Origin of the sequence: Butyrivibrio sp. DSM 10294 (genome assembly GCF_028539135.1) — a bacterium.
GTDB lineage: Bacteria > Bacillota > Clostridia > Lachnospirales > Lachnospiraceae > Butyrivibrio.
Genome location: NZ_JANSWL010000087.1, coordinates 51306 through 68493 on the forward strand (window position 1 = coordinate 51306; position 17188 = coordinate 68493).

General features: G+C 44.6%; 16 protein-coding genes. 2 read left to right on the forward strand and 14 right to left on the reverse strand.

What is annotated here, in order from left to right:
* Positions 1 to 67: 67 nt before the first annotated feature.
* The 14 genes from NXH67_RS14210 to fliY form a co-directional block, all read right to left on the reverse strand.
* Positions 68 to 1192 carry a cation diffusion facilitator family transporter gene (locus tag NXH67_RS14210; RefSeq protein WP_272797800.1) on the reverse strand — a complete coding sequence of 375 codons (1125 nt, stop codon included), beginning with the start codon at positions 1190 to 1192 and terminating at the stop codon, positions 68 to 70.
* A 124-nt stretch (positions 1193 to 1316) separates the two neighbouring features.
* A complete protein-coding gene (gene leuS / locus NXH67_RS14215) occupies positions 1317 to 3746 on the reverse strand; it encodes a leucine--tRNA ligase (RefSeq protein WP_272797801.1) in 2430 nt (809 codons plus the stop codon).
* Between the two features lie 161 nt (positions 3747 to 3907).
* The gene (locus NXH67_RS14220) at positions 3908 to 5338 is read right to left on the reverse strand and encodes an MATE family efflux transporter (RefSeq protein WP_272797802.1); all 1431 of its coding nucleotides are present in this window, start codon (positions 5336 to 5338) and stop codon (positions 3908 to 3910) included.
* 420 nt (positions 5339 to 5758) lie between these two features.
* Entirely contained in the window at positions 5759 to 6241 is a 483-nt protein-coding gene (locus tag NXH67_RS14225) for a flavodoxin (RefSeq protein WP_022779393.1), read from the reverse strand.
* A gap of 26 nt (positions 6242 to 6267) precedes the next feature.
* Entirely contained in the window at positions 6268 to 6564 is a 297-nt protein-coding gene (locus tag NXH67_RS14230) for a hypothetical protein (RefSeq protein WP_022779394.1), read from the reverse strand.
* Between the two features lie 194 nt (positions 6565 to 6758).
* Positions 6759 to 6971, reverse strand: a complete 213-nt coding sequence (locus tag NXH67_RS14235; RefSeq protein ID WP_022779395.1) for a hypothetical protein — start codon at positions 6969 to 6971, stop codon at positions 6759 to 6761.
* 106 nt (positions 6972 to 7077) lie between these two features.
* On the reverse strand, positions 7078 to 7713 hold the full coding sequence (locus tag NXH67_RS14240; RefSeq protein ID WP_272797803.1) for an endonuclease III domain-containing protein: 636 nt from the start codon (positions 7711 to 7713) through the stop codon (positions 7078 to 7080).
* A gap of 86 nt (positions 7714 to 7799) precedes the next feature.
* Positions 7800 to 8423 carry a hypothetical protein gene (locus tag NXH67_RS14245; protein ID WP_272797804.1) on the reverse strand — a complete coding sequence of 208 codons (624 nt, stop codon included), beginning with the start codon at positions 8421 to 8423 and terminating at the stop codon, positions 7800 to 7802.
* A 20-nt stretch (positions 8424 to 8443) separates the two neighbouring features.
* Positions 8444 to 9247: a DUF1295 domain-containing protein gene (locus NXH67_RS14250; RefSeq protein ID WP_272797805.1), complete on the reverse strand. Its 804-nt coding sequence runs from the start codon at positions 9245 to 9247 to the stop codon at positions 8444 to 8446.
* Positions 9248 to 9284: 37 nt separating this feature from the next.
* Positions 9285 to 10130, reverse strand: a complete 846-nt coding sequence (locus NXH67_RS14255) for an SDR family oxidoreductase (RefSeq protein ID WP_272797806.1) — start codon at positions 10128 to 10130, stop codon at positions 9285 to 9287.
* Positions 10131 to 10160: 30 nt separating this feature from the next.
* On the reverse strand, positions 10161 to 11090 hold the full coding sequence (locus NXH67_RS14260) for a hypothetical protein (RefSeq protein ID WP_272797807.1): 930 nt from the start codon (positions 11088 to 11090) through the stop codon (positions 10161 to 10163).
* 38 nt (positions 11091 to 11128) lie between these two features.
* Entirely contained in the window at positions 11129 to 11659 is a 531-nt protein-coding gene (locus NXH67_RS14265) for a TetR/AcrR family transcriptional regulator (protein ID WP_272797808.1), read from the reverse strand.
* A gap of 765 nt (positions 11660 to 12424) precedes the next feature.
* A complete protein-coding gene (locus NXH67_RS14270; RefSeq protein WP_022777820.1) occupies positions 12425 to 13561 on the reverse strand; it encodes a DUF4317 domain-containing protein in 1137 nt (378 codons plus the stop codon).
* A 9-nt stretch (positions 13562 to 13570) separates the two neighbouring features.
* Positions 13571 to 14176 (reverse strand): flagellar motor switch phosphatase FliY, encoded by a 606-nt coding sequence (gene fliY, locus NXH67_RS14275; protein ID WP_022777821.1) that lies wholly within the window; start codon positions 14174 to 14176, stop codon positions 13571 to 13573.
* 205 nt (positions 14177 to 14381) lie between these two features.
* On the opposite strand from fliY, the gene pfkB reads away from it, so the two are divergent.
* Together pfkB and ptsP are read left to right on the forward strand one after the other, a co-directional pair.
* Positions 14382 to 15287, forward strand: a complete 906-nt coding sequence (gene pfkB / locus NXH67_RS14280) for a 1-phosphofructokinase (protein ID WP_272797809.1) — start codon at positions 14382 to 14384, stop codon at positions 15285 to 15287.
* Between the two features lie 42 nt (positions 15288 to 15329).
* The gene (ptsP, locus tag NXH67_RS14285; protein ID WP_272797810.1) at positions 15330 to 17105 is read left to right on the forward strand and encodes a phosphoenolpyruvate--protein phosphotransferase; all 1776 of its coding nucleotides are present in this window, start codon (positions 15330 to 15332) and stop codon (positions 17103 to 17105) included.
* The last annotated feature ends 83 nt before the right edge of the window (positions 17106 to 17188 follow it).

Below are 17188 nucleotides of genomic sequence, written 5' to 3' on the forward strand. Positions count from 1 at the left end.
TTCTCCGTCCCGTATATACCAAAGCATACATTAACTGTATTTCAATGCATACATTTATATTATAGCATTAATCACTGTAATCAGAATCCATATTGGCTACAATGTTGTAGTCGGGATATTTCTCTTGTACCTCACTTATGGCAGCTTCAAATACGTCTTTCCTGTCGGGGGCAAAATCCACAACCATGTCGAATCTGATGTTTTTCCTCTCAAAGTCCACGAAGAATCCATGCATCTGCAGTATCTCATCATGAGCGGAAAGGATCTTGGAAACATCGTTTCTTACCTTGGCAATTTTCTCATCCTTGGTATTTACTGAATAAATTCCGATGGATACGAGCATTACATTGTGCTCAGCAAAAACGTCCTCCTGAATACGTCTGGTTATGACATCAATCTTATCTGCAGTAAAGGTGTCGGGAATCTCAATATGTACCGAAGCCATTACACGGTCCGGGCCGTAGTCGCTAAAAATCAGGTCATAGGCTCCAATAACCCCATCCACAGAGAGAATGGTCTTCTTGACAGCCTTGGAAACACTGCTGTCTATCCTCTCTCCAAGGATCTGGCTGAGGGTGCCTCTTAGCATCTCAAGAGCAGTCTTAATCAGGAATAAGGAAATAATTGCACCAAGATATGCTTCCAGTGACACTCCTGTGAACACAAAGATAATGGCAGCCACCAATGTAGATAAAGAGATGATTGCATCGAATCTGGCATCTGTTCCGGATGCCACTAGAGATTCCGACCTGATCTTTTTGCCGGTGCCGATGAAAAAGGTGCCAAGTCCCAATTTGGCAATAACTGCTACCGCAATGATCACCAAAGTGGTCACGCTGTATTCCGGATTCTCATGGGCAAAAATAGCCTTGATCGATTCCACAAGTGAAGTAATACCTGCATATAGTACGATCACAGATATGATCATGGCGCTCAGATACTCGATTCTTCCGTAGCCGTAAGGGTGCTTTCTGTCGGGAGCCTTGCCCGCAAGAGCGGTTCCCACTATAGTTATGACCGATGACAAGGCATCGCTTAAGTTGTTGACCGCATCAAGCACAATGGCTATAGAACCGGATATAAGTCCCACAACCATCTTAAAGCCTGCCAGTAATATATTCACCACTATACCTATAATACTTGTTCTGATTATTATCTTGCCACGTTCCTTGGCCGAATTCTGTTCTGCCATATCTTTTTCTCCTGTCTTATTATTCTGCAAAAATATACTTATTAATCATAACATGAATTGATACACCAGCGTAAAAAAACAAGGTACTCCCGGTAAAGAGAGTACCTCATTGTATTATGTATAATTATTTAACTACGATATTAACAATTCTGCCGGGAACATAGATCTCTTTGACAATGTTCTTGCCCTCAAGCTTGTCTGCGATGAGTTCCTTACCCTTGGCGATTACTTCATCCTTGGGGTCTTCCTTGCCGATTTCAAGAGTAGCCTTAACCTTGCCGTTGATCTGTACGGCGATCTCTACTGTATCCTCTACGCACTTGGACTCATCATAAACAGGCCATGGCTCATATGCCAGTGTCTTGTCATGACCAAGGAGCTGCCAGATCTCTTCTCCCACGTGAGGGCAGATGCAGGAAAGCATCTTGATGAAGTTCTCTGCATACTCTCTGGGGCAGCTTCCCTCTTTGTATACTGCGTTGACAAAGATCATCATCTGGGCGATGGCTGTGTTGAAGCCAAGAGCCTCGAAATCAGATGTAACCTTCTTTACTGTCTGATGATATACCTTGTCAAGGTTACCATTGTTGTCCTCTGTAATGTTAGCAGGCTCTGTAAAGAATGTGTATACACGGTTGATGAACTTTCTTGCACCGGTTACAGCTGCTGCATTCCAAGGCTTGGATACCTCAAGAGGTCCCATGAACATCTCATAAAGACGAAGTGTATCAGCACCGTACTCGCGAACGATATCGCTGGGGTTAACAACGAACTCAGGGAAACGCTTACCCATCTTGATGCCATTCTCACCAAGAATCATTCCCTGATGTACAAGCTTCTTGAAGGGCTCTTTTACAGGTGAAAGGCCATTGTTGTATAAGAAGCGGTTCCAGATTCGTGAGTAAATAAGGTGTCCAACCGCATGCTCGGGACCACCGATATAGAGGTCTACAGGCATCCAGTGCTTCAAAAGCTCCTGATTGGCAAATTCGTTGTCGTTGTCAGGATCGATATATCTCAAATAATACCAGGAAGAACCTGCGGAGCCGGGCATTGTTGAAGTCTCTCTTGTGCCCTTAAGTCCGTTCTTGTCATACTGCTTCCACTCGGTAGCATTCTCAAGAGGAGCCTTGCCGCCGTGTCCCTTGTAATCCTCAAGCTCGGGAAGTACAACGGGAAGCTCTGAGTCATCAAGGAATGCGATGCTGCCGTCTTCCTTATATATGCAGGGAACGGGCTCGCCCCAGTAACGCTGTCTTGCGAAGATCCACTCACGGAAGTGGTAGTTAACCTTCTCTCTGGCAACTCCCATATCTACAAGTTTCTTGGTGATGGCCTTCTTGGCTTCCTCAACGGTCATTCCGTTAAACTCCTCGGAGTTCTCAAGGATGCAGCCCTTGCCAAGATAATCCTGTTTCTCAAATGCGTGCTTAGAAACGTCAACTGTTCCCTCGGTATTGTTAATAACCTGAATAAGAGGAAGATTATGAACCTCTGCATACTCAAAGTCTCTCTGGTCATGGGTGGGAACTGCCATTACAGCACCTGAACCATAACTTGCAAGTACGAAATCACCGATGAATACAGGAACTTCCTTACCGTTTACAGGGTTGATCGCATATATTCCCTTAAGAGGGCAGCCTGACTTGGTCTTGTTAAGGTCTGTACGGTCAAGGTCATTCTTCTTAAGAGTCTCATCGATATATGCCTGAACCTCTTCCTTGTTCTCAACGCGGTCCATAAGTCCCTTAACAACATCTCCGTCGGGAGCAAGTACCATGAAGGTAATACCGTAAATTGTCTCGATACAGGTTGTGAAGATGGAGAACTCTCCGCCTCCCACAATCTTGAAATCAACCTCTACACCGGTTGACTTGCCGATCCAGTTGCGCTGGATCTCCTTGGTGGACTCAGGCCAGTCGATCTCGTTAAGGCCGTCGAGAAGTTCCTCGGCAAAGGCCTGCTGATCGATAACCCACTGCTTCATCATCTTCTTAACAACAGGGTATCCGCCTCTCTCTGACTTACCGTCGATAACCTCATCGTTGGAAAGAACTGTTCCCAGCTCCTCGCACCAGTTAACAGGCATGTCGATGTGCTTGGCATAACCTGCCTCATATAATTTCTTGAAGATCCACTGTGTCCACTTGTAGAACTTGGGGTCACTTGTGGCGATCATCTTGGACCAGTCATAATCAAAGCCAAGCTCTCTAAGCTGACCTGAGAAGGTCTCTATATTTTTCTCAGTAAATCCTGCAGGATGATTACCTGTTGTAACCGCATACTGCTCCGCAGGAAGGCCAAAAGAGTCATATCCCATCGGATGAAGTACATTATATCCCTGCATGCGCTTCATACGGGACATAATGTCAGTAGCAGTATACCCTTCAGGATGTCCGGCATGTAGTCCTACTCCTGAGGGATAAGGAAACATATCAAGGGCATAATACTTGGGTTTGGAAAAATCCCAAACATCTGTCTTAAAGGTATTGTTGGCTGCCCAATACTCCTGCCACTTCTTTTCAATTGCGTGATGGTTATAAACTTCTGACATACTGTTCATACTCCTCTACTTTTTATAGACTATCATTCCAAATTATACAACATGAGGAAATGTTGTCAAATATGGTTTCTTATTAGATAACATACTGATTCTGAGGTATGATCCTTGAAAGGAACTGTCTGGTGCGCTCCTCTTTAGGTTTATAGAATATTTCACCAGTAGAGTAGCTTTTTATTGGAAACCCAATACCAAATATAAAGAAGAATAGCCCGGCCGATATTATCGGAGATCATACAGATCCAGGCGGCTTCGATTCCATATCCAAGAACAGATACAAAGAGGAATACTCCACCCACACGAAGGACCCACTGGGTAAAAGCAGATACGAAAAGCGGGGGCTTTGTCTTTCCTATGCCGTTAAATACATATTGCATAACGATTGATATTCCAAAGAACGGCTCATTTACAGCAACAATCCGCAGTAGCCTCGGTGCTATTTCAAGAGCTGAAGGATCTTTAGTAAATATCGAAATGATGTCCTCAGCAAAAAGCATCATTATTCCGGTGGCCACCAGCATGATGCAGACTATCATGATACATACCAGATTGGTCTGACGATTTAATTTCTTAATGTCACCTTCTCCTCTGACATTTCCTGAAAGAGCCGCCACAGCACTGGCCATTCCAACTGCAGGAATATAAAATGCAGACTCAGCAGTAAATGCTATGGAATGGGCTGCATAAACCACTGTTCCCAAGGGTACTATCATGGAGGTAAAAATAACCCTTCCAAAGCTTGTGACAACCGAGGTCAGAAAGGCGGGAATTCCTACGGTAACATATTTATTTATGATATCAATATCTACTGATTTCTTAAAATCCCTGATATCAACAAGGCTTCCCCTGGCTGAAGTATCTGCAGATTTCTCATTTACCCAGAGCATTAATACTCCGCCAATTGCTACTGCTATAGCTGTTCCTGCCGCTGCTCCGGTAACTCCCATGTCTGCTCGGGGCAAAACAATATCTCTTCCAAGTATCTTTAAATTCAGACTTGGATATATCAAAAACCAGTTAAATATTATATTCAAAACATTCACAAGACCGTTTACCACCAGAGGCATCTTCATATCCTTGGCAGCTTTTCTGATACTTCCCGCCACCACATTAAAGGAGAAAAACACTCCTGCGGAGGAAGCAACTGCGAAATATATGGAAGCAGGTCTTTGGATTTCCTTGGCTGCCCCCAGAAATACCGGTAGAAAGGGACTTATAGCCAGAGGAATAACAGTGGTAAAGATTCCTATGATAAGAGCGAGTATGTATGCCTGCAGCGTGGCCATCTTAAGACCTTTTCGCCTGCCTGCACCGATCTCTTTGGCAAAATATGCAAGAACTCCCACGCCAAGAGCATTGACTCCTGCCTTTACAAGGAAGGTCACTTCATTGGTGATGCCAATGGTGGCAGATGCTGCAATCCCCAGCTTTCCGACCATAATAAAGTCAGCATAATTTACCAGCGCCTGAAACGAATATTCAATTATAGCCGGTAATACGAGAGAGATGATATCCTTCATCAGTCTCATATCGCCGGCCATTTTATCAGGCTTACGCCCAGCCTGAGATAAACCAATTTCGGTCATATATCTTTTTTTCCTTATTTCTATATGTGATACCCTGTAGTACCTGTGGAATGATTCTTGAGAGGAACTGCTTTGTGCGTTCCTCCTTTGTTTTTCTATGATCCAGACCGCTGTATATGACAGCTTTTTTCTAGAATAAAACCGGAGGTCTTCGGCCTACCCAATGATAGTAAGCCAAAGCCTCCGGTCGTCCGGTCAGCTGTTATTTATTTGTTGTATTTAATATAAACGAAGGAGGGTTGTTGCACAATTACAGGGGCTTTATCTATGGCGATAAAGGTAAGTTATCACACTGCAGAATAGGCTTCCAGCTTCTTATTATTATGTATGAACGCGAAAAAAGGTGTAACACCCTCGGGCGATCACACCTTTTTTCTATATAGCCACAACACACCATTCAATTCATTTTCTTAAATAAGATCACATCAGATACGTAGAAGCCCATGCTCTGAGTTCCTGCTTGCTTGCTCCCACATTGAGTTTTTTGCCGCCGTCGAAATGAATGCGGGTGTAGGTATTCTGAAGATCCTTGATACTTTTCTCAATGTCGGTTCCGCCTGATGTGGCAAACAAAACAACTCTTTTGCCGGAAAAATCATAATTCTCCAGGAAGGTATTGATTATGCGTGGCGCTGTATACCACCAGATAGGAAAGCCCAGAAATACCACATCCGCGCCGTCCACATCCGCAGGCTCTCCCGTGATTTCGGGCCTTGCTTTCACATCGTTCATCTCAATCGAACTTCTGGAGCTGCTGTTCTGCCAATTAAGGTCATCTGCCGAATACTTAACCTTGGGTTCTATCTCATAGGTAGCTGCGCCGATGGCATCAGCGATATCCTTTGCCATAGTAGCGGTTACTCCGCTTACCGAAAAGTAACATACCAATGCTTTCTTACTCATATGATCTCCCTGATTCAGACTCTCAGTTAATACGTGATCGTTATCTTCTGAGGTTTAACGTTTCTGGATTCGCCCTTTCTTCCGCGCCATACGATGCCTTCCGATACGTTTATCATGTCCGCATGGGCGGTCATTGCAGCCATTATCTGTTTTACCGCTGCCTCATAATCCTTGGCATCCATTGGAACAACGTAGTCATGATTCAAATGTTCCGTCGAGATCAGAGCAGATCTGTATCTGGAATCATATTTAATCCCATAAAAGGTGCAGATCTCCGTATTAAGTGTTCCATTGCTGTCAGCGCACTGCATGGCAATATACATCACTTCACCTCTTTCTGACGCTATTTTTGGAATTGTTCAATCATATTCAACAATATAATGATAATACTTTTACTATATTGTGACAACCGCAAATGCCCGTTTTAATACTCTTTTAATGCTTTTTTTATTATGTTACACAAAAAAGAAACGCACTGATTAAGTACGTTTCCTTACATTTCACTTATTCGGATATATCAATTCCCCATGGAAGCGATCAAAGCATCGATCTCAGCCTGGCTCAGCATCTTGCCCGGATCCGCTGCTGCCGGCGCAGCTGAAGGTGCCGCCGGGGCGCTGCCTGCTGCACTGGCTGCCGAAAAGCCTCCGCCACCGCCTGCCTGAGGAGATTTACCCATTATACTTGCCAATAGAGCCTGCTGCTCTGCACTAAGTCCGTTAGCATCCATCTCATTATCCTCTTTTATAGGAATAAATTCACTCTCATTCTATTTTGATATTTTAATTAGAATGATAAATTACGTCAAATAACGTTTTTATAAACTTTCTAATCTATTATATATATCGGCCTGTTTTGCAAATATCCTTAAGGCAGCATTCAGTGCACTTAGGTCTTCTGGCAACGCACACTGCTCTGCCATGGGTTACGAACCTGTGGCACAGGCTGTTTCCCTCCTCGGGAGGAATGATCTTCCAAAGAGCCTTCTCAACCTTGGCCGGGTCCTTCTCATCATCCACAAGGCCTATGAGATTACAGAGTCTGATGCAGTGAGTATCGGTTACTATGGCAGGCTTGCCGAATACATCTCCCATTATGAGATTGGCGCTCTTTCTGCCTACTCCGGGAAGTTTCAGAAGCTCTTCCATATTGTCAGGGACATTATCATTGTATTTCTCATGAATCACCTTCATGCAGGCTGAGATATCCCTTGCCTTGGAGTTGCCCAGGCCGCAGGGTCTTATTATCTCTTCTATCTCTGATACCTCTGCCTCTGCCAGCGCCTCCACCGTAGGAAATTTGGCATAGAGCTTGGGAGTTGTCAGATCAACCCTTGCATCGGTGCACTGAGCCGCCAGCCTTACGCTGATAAGCAGCTGCCAGGCCTGGGCGTAGTCCAGAGTGCAGACCGCATCCGGATATTCTTTTTTCAATCTATCTATAACTTCAAGAGCTAACTTTTTCTTGGTCATATGCGCCTCCTTCTTATAGCATAACAAAAAACAACACCTCCGTATATCAGAAGTGTTGTTTTAATACTGTGTATTATAGCCCCGGATCATTTACCCAGGATCAGTTCCAGCATACCGTGTTTCCTAAGAAGAATAACCCCGATAACAAGAAGTCCCTGTCCCAGGATATTGATTCCCTGCGCGATCCAGTTTATATATGCCTGGCTGAAGTCCCTGGTGGAAAGATATCCCATGGCAACCGAGCACAAAAATGATGCGACGAACACAAGGATCAAAAAAGGTTTCTTAAGTCTGATGGCAATGACTGACAGCACAATATACATAAGTGCCAGGCCAATAACCATGCAGCTGACAAAGATCATGGTTCCGCTGAACAGGGGCGGCGCCACGCACAGGGCTGATCCTTCACTCTGTCTGTGCACCACCATGGCAATAAGCCCAAGCCCCGCCAAGAGAAAACCAATGGACTGAACCGGGAAAAACAAATGTGAAAGTGGCTGAAAATCGCACACTCCCATAGCATAAAGAAGTTTGTACAAAGCCTTAAGAGATCCGGCAAAAATAATATCTATGGTTCCTGTTGCAAAAAGAGCAAAGGCGCCCTTACTCATCTTGCTGTAGAGGTCTCTCTGGAGCATTATCGCTGCCGTCGCAAACAGAACTACCGGAATGAAATCCACAACGGCCATTGGAACGGAAAATTCCTTCATTTCATGTACCCTCCGATTTCTTACGCTTTTTTATTTAAATGATAAATAGGTAAAAAAGGAATGATGATAGGTGTCTTATCTGCATAATCGTTATACTCTTTGTCATTGCCGTAGCGGGCCATCTGTCTCTTTTCAAGTCTCTGAGCGCCGTTGAACATGATATAAACAATTGAGATATAGGCAATGACTGCCATAAGCCACTGTCCGATCCCGCTGTAGGTTGTAAGTCCGCTGATAAATACTCCGGTCCAGAAGATGATCTCTCCCAGGTAGTTGGGGCATCTAACCATCTTGTACAGCCCCTGTGTGGCAACCATCTTGGGGTTGGCTTTCTTCTGCTGGGTCTTCTGCTTATCAGCCATTGATTCAAGAATGAGGCCGCATACTGAGATCACAATTCCGATCACAGGAACAAAATAATCGGAGGATCCGTTGGCATATCTGTAGAACATAGGGCTTACCTGGGCTGTATAGAGAACTGAAACGCAGAGCCAGATTGGAATACTGACAAAGACAGGGAGCTTCTTAAAGCCCTCGATCTCGGTCTTAGCAGCCTTCTGAAAGCCTGCATTCTTAAACTCCCTCACGAGAAGGAAGCCAGAAAGTCTCGCTCCGTAGATAACAAAAAGAACTGCCTGCAAAACTGCCAGCCACAATACGCTTTCTGTCCAGCCATTCTTAAGTGCAATAATAAGCGATGTGATGCCGCCTCCTGCGATGGCGAAACCATAACCTATGGATAAGAAATAAACATATTTGATAAATCCCACTGCGCAAAGGACCGCGCATACAATGCAGATTATAAGTAAATAGTTCCAAAACATAATAGATATCCTCTTTTCCGTATCAGATTTGTAGAGATCAGGCCTTGAAGCTGTCCTTGATGTACTGCTTGAAGCTCATTTCTCCGTAGGTGGTATCTCCAACCATTTCCTCGGAAAGAGTCCACTTGGAGAACTTAAGAATTGCTTCCTTTCCGTTCTTTTTGAGCTTGTTAACAAATGCAAGGACATCGAAAAGCCATGCGGGAGCACGCTTGATCACAGGGGTCTTGCCTGCTGCCTCAAAGCACATGTTGGCGATCTCCTCGTAGGAATAAGTCTCCTTGCCGCCTACGTTGTAGACCTTGTTCTCATCCATCATGCTCTTTACGATGAACTCGCCAAAGTCCTCTGTAGAAATAACATTGGCATGAACAGGCTTATTTCCAAGAAGTGTAACCTGTCCCTTCTCGATCATGGGACGGAATACTTTGATGATATCGTAGAAGTAGCCTGTGGGGCGGTGGATGACATAGGTCATGCCGCTCTTTTTAAGCTCTTCCTCGAATAAATACTTGGCATGAAGCATGGGCACATCGGGAGCCATATCAGCCTTGATTACGGAAATATAGGTAAAATGCTTAACTCCTGCTTTTTTGGCCTCATTCAAAAGATTGAGGTTGCCCTGATAATCGATATCATAGTTGGTAACTGTAGGTGATCCCTTGGTGAGACCTACTGTTGTGATAACTACATCTGCTCCGTCGCAGGTTCCCTTCAGGGTCTCCGGGTCAGTTACGTTGACCTTCTTAAAGGTAAAGCCGCTGTCAATTCCGATATCTCTCTGTGCCATATCAAGGGCCACTACTTCATGTCCCTCTTTGATAAGTGATCTGAATACGTCTGCGCCAAGGTTACCATAGGCTCCTGCAAGTACTACTTTCATAAACTATCTCCTTTTATGTACAAAATATTTTTATTTCTTATTCTTTTCCTGAGCGCGCTTGTCGTTGATTATCTTCATATGCTCTTCGGTAACAAGTTCTACGCCGTTCTCTCTTGCCCACTCTACGCATCCCTTAAGAGCTGCCGGAAGGAATACTCTCGGCACTCCGAGAAGACATTTAAGGGCGTCATCGGTGAATTTGATCTTGTCATCAGCTCTGTCTGCTGCGTATCTTACGGAAGCAAGTGAAGCTTCTCTAACCTGCAAAAGCTCTGCTCTCATGCGCTTTTTCCTGTGGAACCAGAAGTTCTTGGAATCCCTGTAGCCGTAGTCAACGGGAAGAGGCGGAAAGTCTGAGGCCTTTACGCCGTTAATGATGGCATCGGAATACTTCTTTTTCATAAGGATCTTGTCTATCCTTAAGATGAAATGTGCTCCGAATTTGCTGGTGATTCCGTTGAAATCATGATAGGGGCCCTCGTAGCCTTCAAGGCATCCCGGCTGATCCTTGTCTGCGCCGTCAAGCTCTCTCATCCAGGTACACTCAATTACTTCGATGGCATCTGTCATGACCATGGGGCGCTTGTCGGAAGGGTTCTCCTCCTCAATAAGACTCTTTTCCAATCTGAAATTGCACTTGGGCATCTTCTCAGAGGGCTTGTCGCCGGGCCAGGACAGCTTAACAGCTTCCTTGAAGGTCTTGGGGTTGTCATCTATAAAGTTGATGGCACACTTGCCTGTTCTTAAGATATTCTGGGCGGTGTTGGAGGAATTGCGGCAATTAAGGAGCATTGCGTAGTAATCCTTTCCTGCCACATAGTAGGGCTGAATCAGTGAGTAAGGGCCAAGGTTAGTGGCTCCGTCCTCACAGAGGGTGCTGATAACTACAGTAGGCATTGGGAAAAACAGCGATGTCTGATAGAAGTTATCAACGATACGAAGATTTTCAAAGCTGCTCATATACTTCTCCTTTTTTATCATTATTCACGGTCAGCTCTTTATCTGTTAAGAAGCAGACCGATTGCTTTTAACTGATCCTCAACTGAGGTATTTGACATACTGAAATACAGAATTGATTCCGCTATATATTCCGGAAGGAAAGTATCATCTGCATAGCCTTCCTTCTGCTTCCTGCAGGCAGGCTCCACAAGTCTTGCCAGCATACTGCGAAGCTGTCTGTGCCTCTCGGTAAAGGCCGAAGACAGAGCTGTCTCCGCCTCCTTGTCTTCGAACAAAAATCTATACTTGTCTATGAAATCTCTGAGTGCAGACAGCACTCCCCTGAAGAAATCATCGGTGTTTCCGGGATCAAGTTCGCTCATCCTGATGGTGCATTTATACCAATCATCCAGCATAAACGCTGAGATCATCAGCTCCTTGGATTTGAAGTAGTTGTACACCGTGCCTACGCCGATACCACAGGCAGAAGCTACGCTCCTGATGGTGGTCTTGCCGTAGCCGACTTCCATCAGCTGTTTTTTGGCCTCTTCTACTATCTGTTCCCGTAAATTTTCGATGATTTTTGGCATGATAAAAATTCCTGTCTCGTTTTTATGAACGTGTTCATTTAAATATTAACAATTACCAGAGATTTGTCAACCATGGGATTTGAAGAACTTTTCTTAAAGAAAAAAGTAATATGAAAAATATGTAGTTGTGATACCCGATAGATTCAAATCCGCTGAAAGTATAGAACCCCCCTGGATATTGATATCAAGGGGCTTTCGCGGCATATCCTCGCCCAAAAGCGGCTGCGGTATTCCACGGTCCCCTTGACATCAATATTCAGGGCGTTAGGGGCTAATCAAGCGGATTTGAATCAGGTGTGTGGCATACGAAAGCTACATTATTGCACCAGTTAGTATGCTTATTTGACCACTTTAGGCCTCTGGGAGCACGCAGGGAAAAGGACTGTTTGATCCTGCGTGTTAGCTTCTGATTTTCTAAGCACGCCAGTTTCGATTGAGGGCAATATTGCGTGTTTTCGCTATATTTGACCTGCCAGATTGTTCCAAGATTCTGAGCCCAAGGTAAGAAAACAGCCACCGCGTAAGCGGCTTGCCCTTGATAGCGCAAAGAATAATTGCTACAATGCTGTCCTTGACGGAGAAAAAATAGATTGTTCCTGAGTTCCTCGCCGTCGGTGGGGACGCCGCAGCAATTATTCTTTGTGCTGTCAAGGGTGTGCGTCCGGCTGCAGAAGTCTAAACTATTTCCGTGTTATACTGTGACAACTACATATTTTTCATATCCACTAAAAAAACTGCCGCGACATAAAGCACGGCAGCCTCTTTTTATTTGTTCATAAATGTCTTTACATTGATTCCATTAACCTCAATATGGTCATCCACGGCAATTACCAGACACTGTCTGCCGTCGATGATCTTGGACTCAACCAGGTCAGCACGGTCGGGCTTAACCTTGATCACAACATCGGGAGTTTCGATATCGAACTTCTTGGTGTTGGCTATGTTGGTGGCAAGAAGGTGAATGTCCTCCTCTCCCACAGTCCTCTCATAATTCTGTTCAAAATAATCGAGTCTCTCTGAAGGAACTCCGCTGTCCTGAAGAAGTTGCTTAACATCCTTCTTGGTAAGCTCCAAAGGCTCCGGATCTCCCTCGTGATCCTCTATCATGTCATTGAGATTATCATGAATATTTCTCATGATGTCATAGTCTGCATCCTCACCGATGCTGTCCTGAACCAGGGCATCGAAGATATTCTTCTGTTCGGGAGCAGGCATGGGAGCTACTCCGCCGAACATTGCCTCTACGAACTCAGGCTGGAGATCATCGGGCTTCTTGGTGAAATAGAGCATGTTGTGGATATCCATGTCTCTCTCAATGAAGGCCGGGAAAAGGAATCCCTTGGTGGGTCCCTCAACTATCCAATCCCTGAATCTCTCCTCAATGTCGTTTTTGCTCTCATTGTAACCCAGTCCTGCCTTGGAAAGCTTAACAGGGCAGATGCTGCAGAGAATGTAATCATAGATCTTCTCGGAAGCATCCTCCATTGTCATTCCGTCGGTGGATACGCCGGGGATGTCATAAATGGCATGAACAAGCAGGATAAGATAGTTCTCGCCGTTTAAATAGTTGGCTATTATCTTATCGTAGAACTCGTCAATTATCTCATCCTCTTCCAAGTGGGAATCCCTTAATGTCAAAAGAAAGTCCTGAGTACCTCCCGGCTGTTCCTGGTCAAGAGGAAACTCAAGACTAATAAGGTTCTTGCCAAATGTTCCTGCAAGGGTGTGCTGGAAAATATCCAAATACTTGTACATCTGCTCGTCCGGCAGTGATCTGAAGGCCTTCTTGAAAACCAGCCTTTTGTTCTTCTCATGATCCACAAGGCATGCGCAAATGTGGTCAATGGTGCATCTGTCAGGTGTAAACTGTTTCTTGATTTCTAGTGTTTCTGCCTTATTCATTTGTTATCATCATTTTCCTTTATTCATAAATTTTTGGCACATGTCCTCTGCGAACTGCGTCGGATATAATTGTACCATAACGGAATCGATAAGGTCAGCTATCGTCATCCTAAATGCTATTTTAACAAATTTATCGTAAGTAGTATCAAACATTTTTTCAAAAACTTTTATGCTATCCACATCAATCTGGTTAACAATAGGAGTACTGATGTCGGTGGCAACGCCAAGCATGGAAGAAAGAGATGTGGCACTGGTTCCCATCATCTGATTCATAGCTTCCGAAGCAGCGGACAGATGAAGTTCGGTGATCTCTCCGGCAGTATTTGTGCCATCGCCGCCCATCATAAGATCGGTCATGACCTTCACATCATGTTCCTTAAGAACAAGCACATTGTTGCCCTGAAGTCCCTTAACATAATGGATCTGCACGAAAATACAGGTCTTTTCATAATCATCAAGAGCTTCGCTTCTTTTTATTACTTTAACATTAGGAGTCGTGATATCAACCTTTTTATTGACCATCATACTTAGAGTGGTGGCCGAGTTTCCCATACTGATATTGGCGATTTCGCCCAAAATATCTATTTTTTCGTTGCTCAGGATAAAATCTTCCACGATAAGCCTCCTTAACGGTTTTGTTTATATGGCAGCAAAAATTTACAGGCTCTTTGCCTATATTAAATATTTTAGTTTAATTTACGCAATTACGCCATAGTTTTATTCTTTTTTAAGAATATTTCAGTTTTTGTATGAAATTCGTTGGTTTTGACTGATTACAGTGCTAATATACTGTAATGAACACAATTTTGAAGGAGTCAAAATGATCTATACAGTCACTTTCAATCCCGCCATTGATTATGTTGTCCGCATGAAGGAGGAACTCCTTCCCGGAATGACCAACCGAAGCCAATCCGAGGAGGTTTATTTCGGAGGAAAAGGAATCAATGTGTCAACGGTTCTGAGAAACCTTGGAATAGACAGCACCGCTCTCGGATTTGTCGCAGGCTTCACAGGCGCAGCCATTAAGGACAGCGTAAGAAGTAAGGGCATCTCAGAGAACTTCATCACTCTACCGCAGGGCCTTACGCGAATCAACGTCAAGATAAAAGGCCTTGAAGAAACTGAGATCAACGGACAGGGGCCGATGATTCCTGAGAGCTGCCTAAATGAACTCTTCACCAAAATTAAGGCCCTTCGCGGCGGCGACACTCTCATCCTGGCAGGCAGCATCCCATCATCTCTTCCAAATGATATATATGAAAAAATGATTGCCCTCACCGAAGGCAAAGACATAAACGTCGTGGTGGATGCCACCGGAGATCTTCTTAAGAACGTTCTTCCATATCATCCTTTTTTGATAAAGCCCAACAATTATGAGCTCGGAGAGATGTTCGACAAAAAGCTCGATACCTTCGAAGAGCTTGAAGCACACGCCAAAAAGCTCCGTGATATGGGTGCTGAAAATGTCCTTGTATCCATGGGAGCGGACGGCGCATTCCTTGTAACCGAAGACGGCAGAACCCTTAGGGCCGCGGCTCCAAAAGGTCAGCTTAGGAACTCCGTAGGCGCCGGAGACTCCATGGTAGCAGGTTTCATTGCAGGTTACAGTAAGAACGGAGATTACGAAGAAGCGCTAAAAATGGGCTCAGCCGCAGGATCCGCCACAGCTTTTTCCGACGATCTGGCAAGTGGTGAAGAGATCATGAAATTATATAAAACGCTTTGATCTATAAAAGATTATTTAAGAATATTGGGGAAGGAAAATACAATGTCATCAAATAAGCTTAAAGGCATCGGCGCCTCAGACGGAATAGGAATAGGAAACATTCTTGTCATCAAAGAAGCCGACCTTAACTATGACAAGTCACCGGCAGAAGATATCGACGCCGAAAAAAAGCGATTCAACAAAGCCCTCAAAAGCTTTGCAAAAAAAGCAGAATCTGAAGCAAAAAAGCTAAGAAACAGCGCCGGAGATAAGGAGGCTGAGATTCTTGAAGGACATCTCCTTCTTGCGACCGACGAGTCCATGACAGGACAGATCCTTGAAATGATCGAGGGTGGATCAAGGGCTGAAGCAGCAGTTGACGGAGCCTGCAATGCATTCATCGACATGTTCTCAGGTATGGAGGATGACCTGATGCGCCAGCGTGCTGCGGACATCAAGGACGTAAGGGACGAACTTCTTAAACTCCTACTTGGCATCAAGGATACAGACCTGGGAAGCCTCCCACCAAACACCATACTTGTAGCCAGAGATATCGCCCCTTCCATGACTTCCAAATTCAAAAAGAAAAATATTGCAGGCATCATAACAGAAGTCGGAACCGCCACCTCGCACCTTGCAATCATCGCCAAAGCCATGGAGATCCCTCTTATATCATCTGTTCCCGAAGCCCTCTCCATTGTAAAGGATGGGGAACCTGCCGTAATGAACGGAAAAACAGGCATAGCAGAGCTTAGCCCTGATGAAACTACTCTGGCAGAATATCAGGAATCTCTCAGAAAGGAACTGGAACACAAAGCGGAACTTAAATCTTTTCGACGCAAAAAGACCAAGACCCTTGGCGGCGAGAGGATACAACTTCTCTGCAACATAGGAACTCCCGCAGAGGTAGCCTCTGTCATTAAAGAAACCGGCGAAGGAATAGGACTGTTCAGAACAGAATTCCTCTTCATGAACAGACAATGTGAGCCCTGCGAAGATGAGCAGTTTGAAGCTTATAAGGAAATAGCTGTTGCCATGAAGGGCAAGCCTGTAATCATCCGAACTCTTGATATTGGCGGAGACAAAGAGATTCCTTATCTTGATCTGGAAAAGGAAGCCAATCCCTTCCTGGGCCTTCGCGCCATAAGATACTGTCTTAAAAATAACGGCCTCTATAACAGACAGCTAAGAGCAATAATAAGAGCAAGTGCCTATGGAAATATCAAATTGATGATTCCTCTTGTAACCTGCGTTGAGGAGGTTCGAAGCGTCAAAGAGATGGTTCATGCCATACAAAAAGAATATGATGAAATCGGAGTTGCCTATAACAAAGAGCTTCCGATAGGCTGCATGATAGAAACACCCGCTGCTGCTCTAATTGCGGATATCCTTGCCAAGGAATCGGACTTTTTCTCAATAGGCACCAACGACCTGACCCAGTACATCATGTGTGCTGACAGAGGAAATAACTCCGTATCCAATCTGGGCTCCTATTTCCAACCTGCCGTTCTTCGCAGCATAAGACAAATTGCAAGATGTGGTAAAGCTGCAGGTATTCCGGTGGGAATATGCGGAGAGGCAGCCTGGAATCCCAATTTGATACCTCTTTTATTGTCCTTCGGAATTGATGAGTTTAGCGTAAGCCCCTCGAAGGTACTTCCTACCCGCGCCATGATCAGTAAGTGGGGTATTCACGCATCCCACTACGTAGAAGACGATACAATGAATCTGGAGACAGCGGAGGAAATATTAATAAAGCTCTTCGGTGAACAACTCCGTAATGACCTGGTACATGAGAAAATCAAATCTGAGCAGAGAGAATTAGACGAAACTGAATAAATGAAAACAAAAGAAACCCTTGCGAACACAATCCGCAAGGGTTTCTCATATTAACATATACATAAAATCAAACAAAATAATTC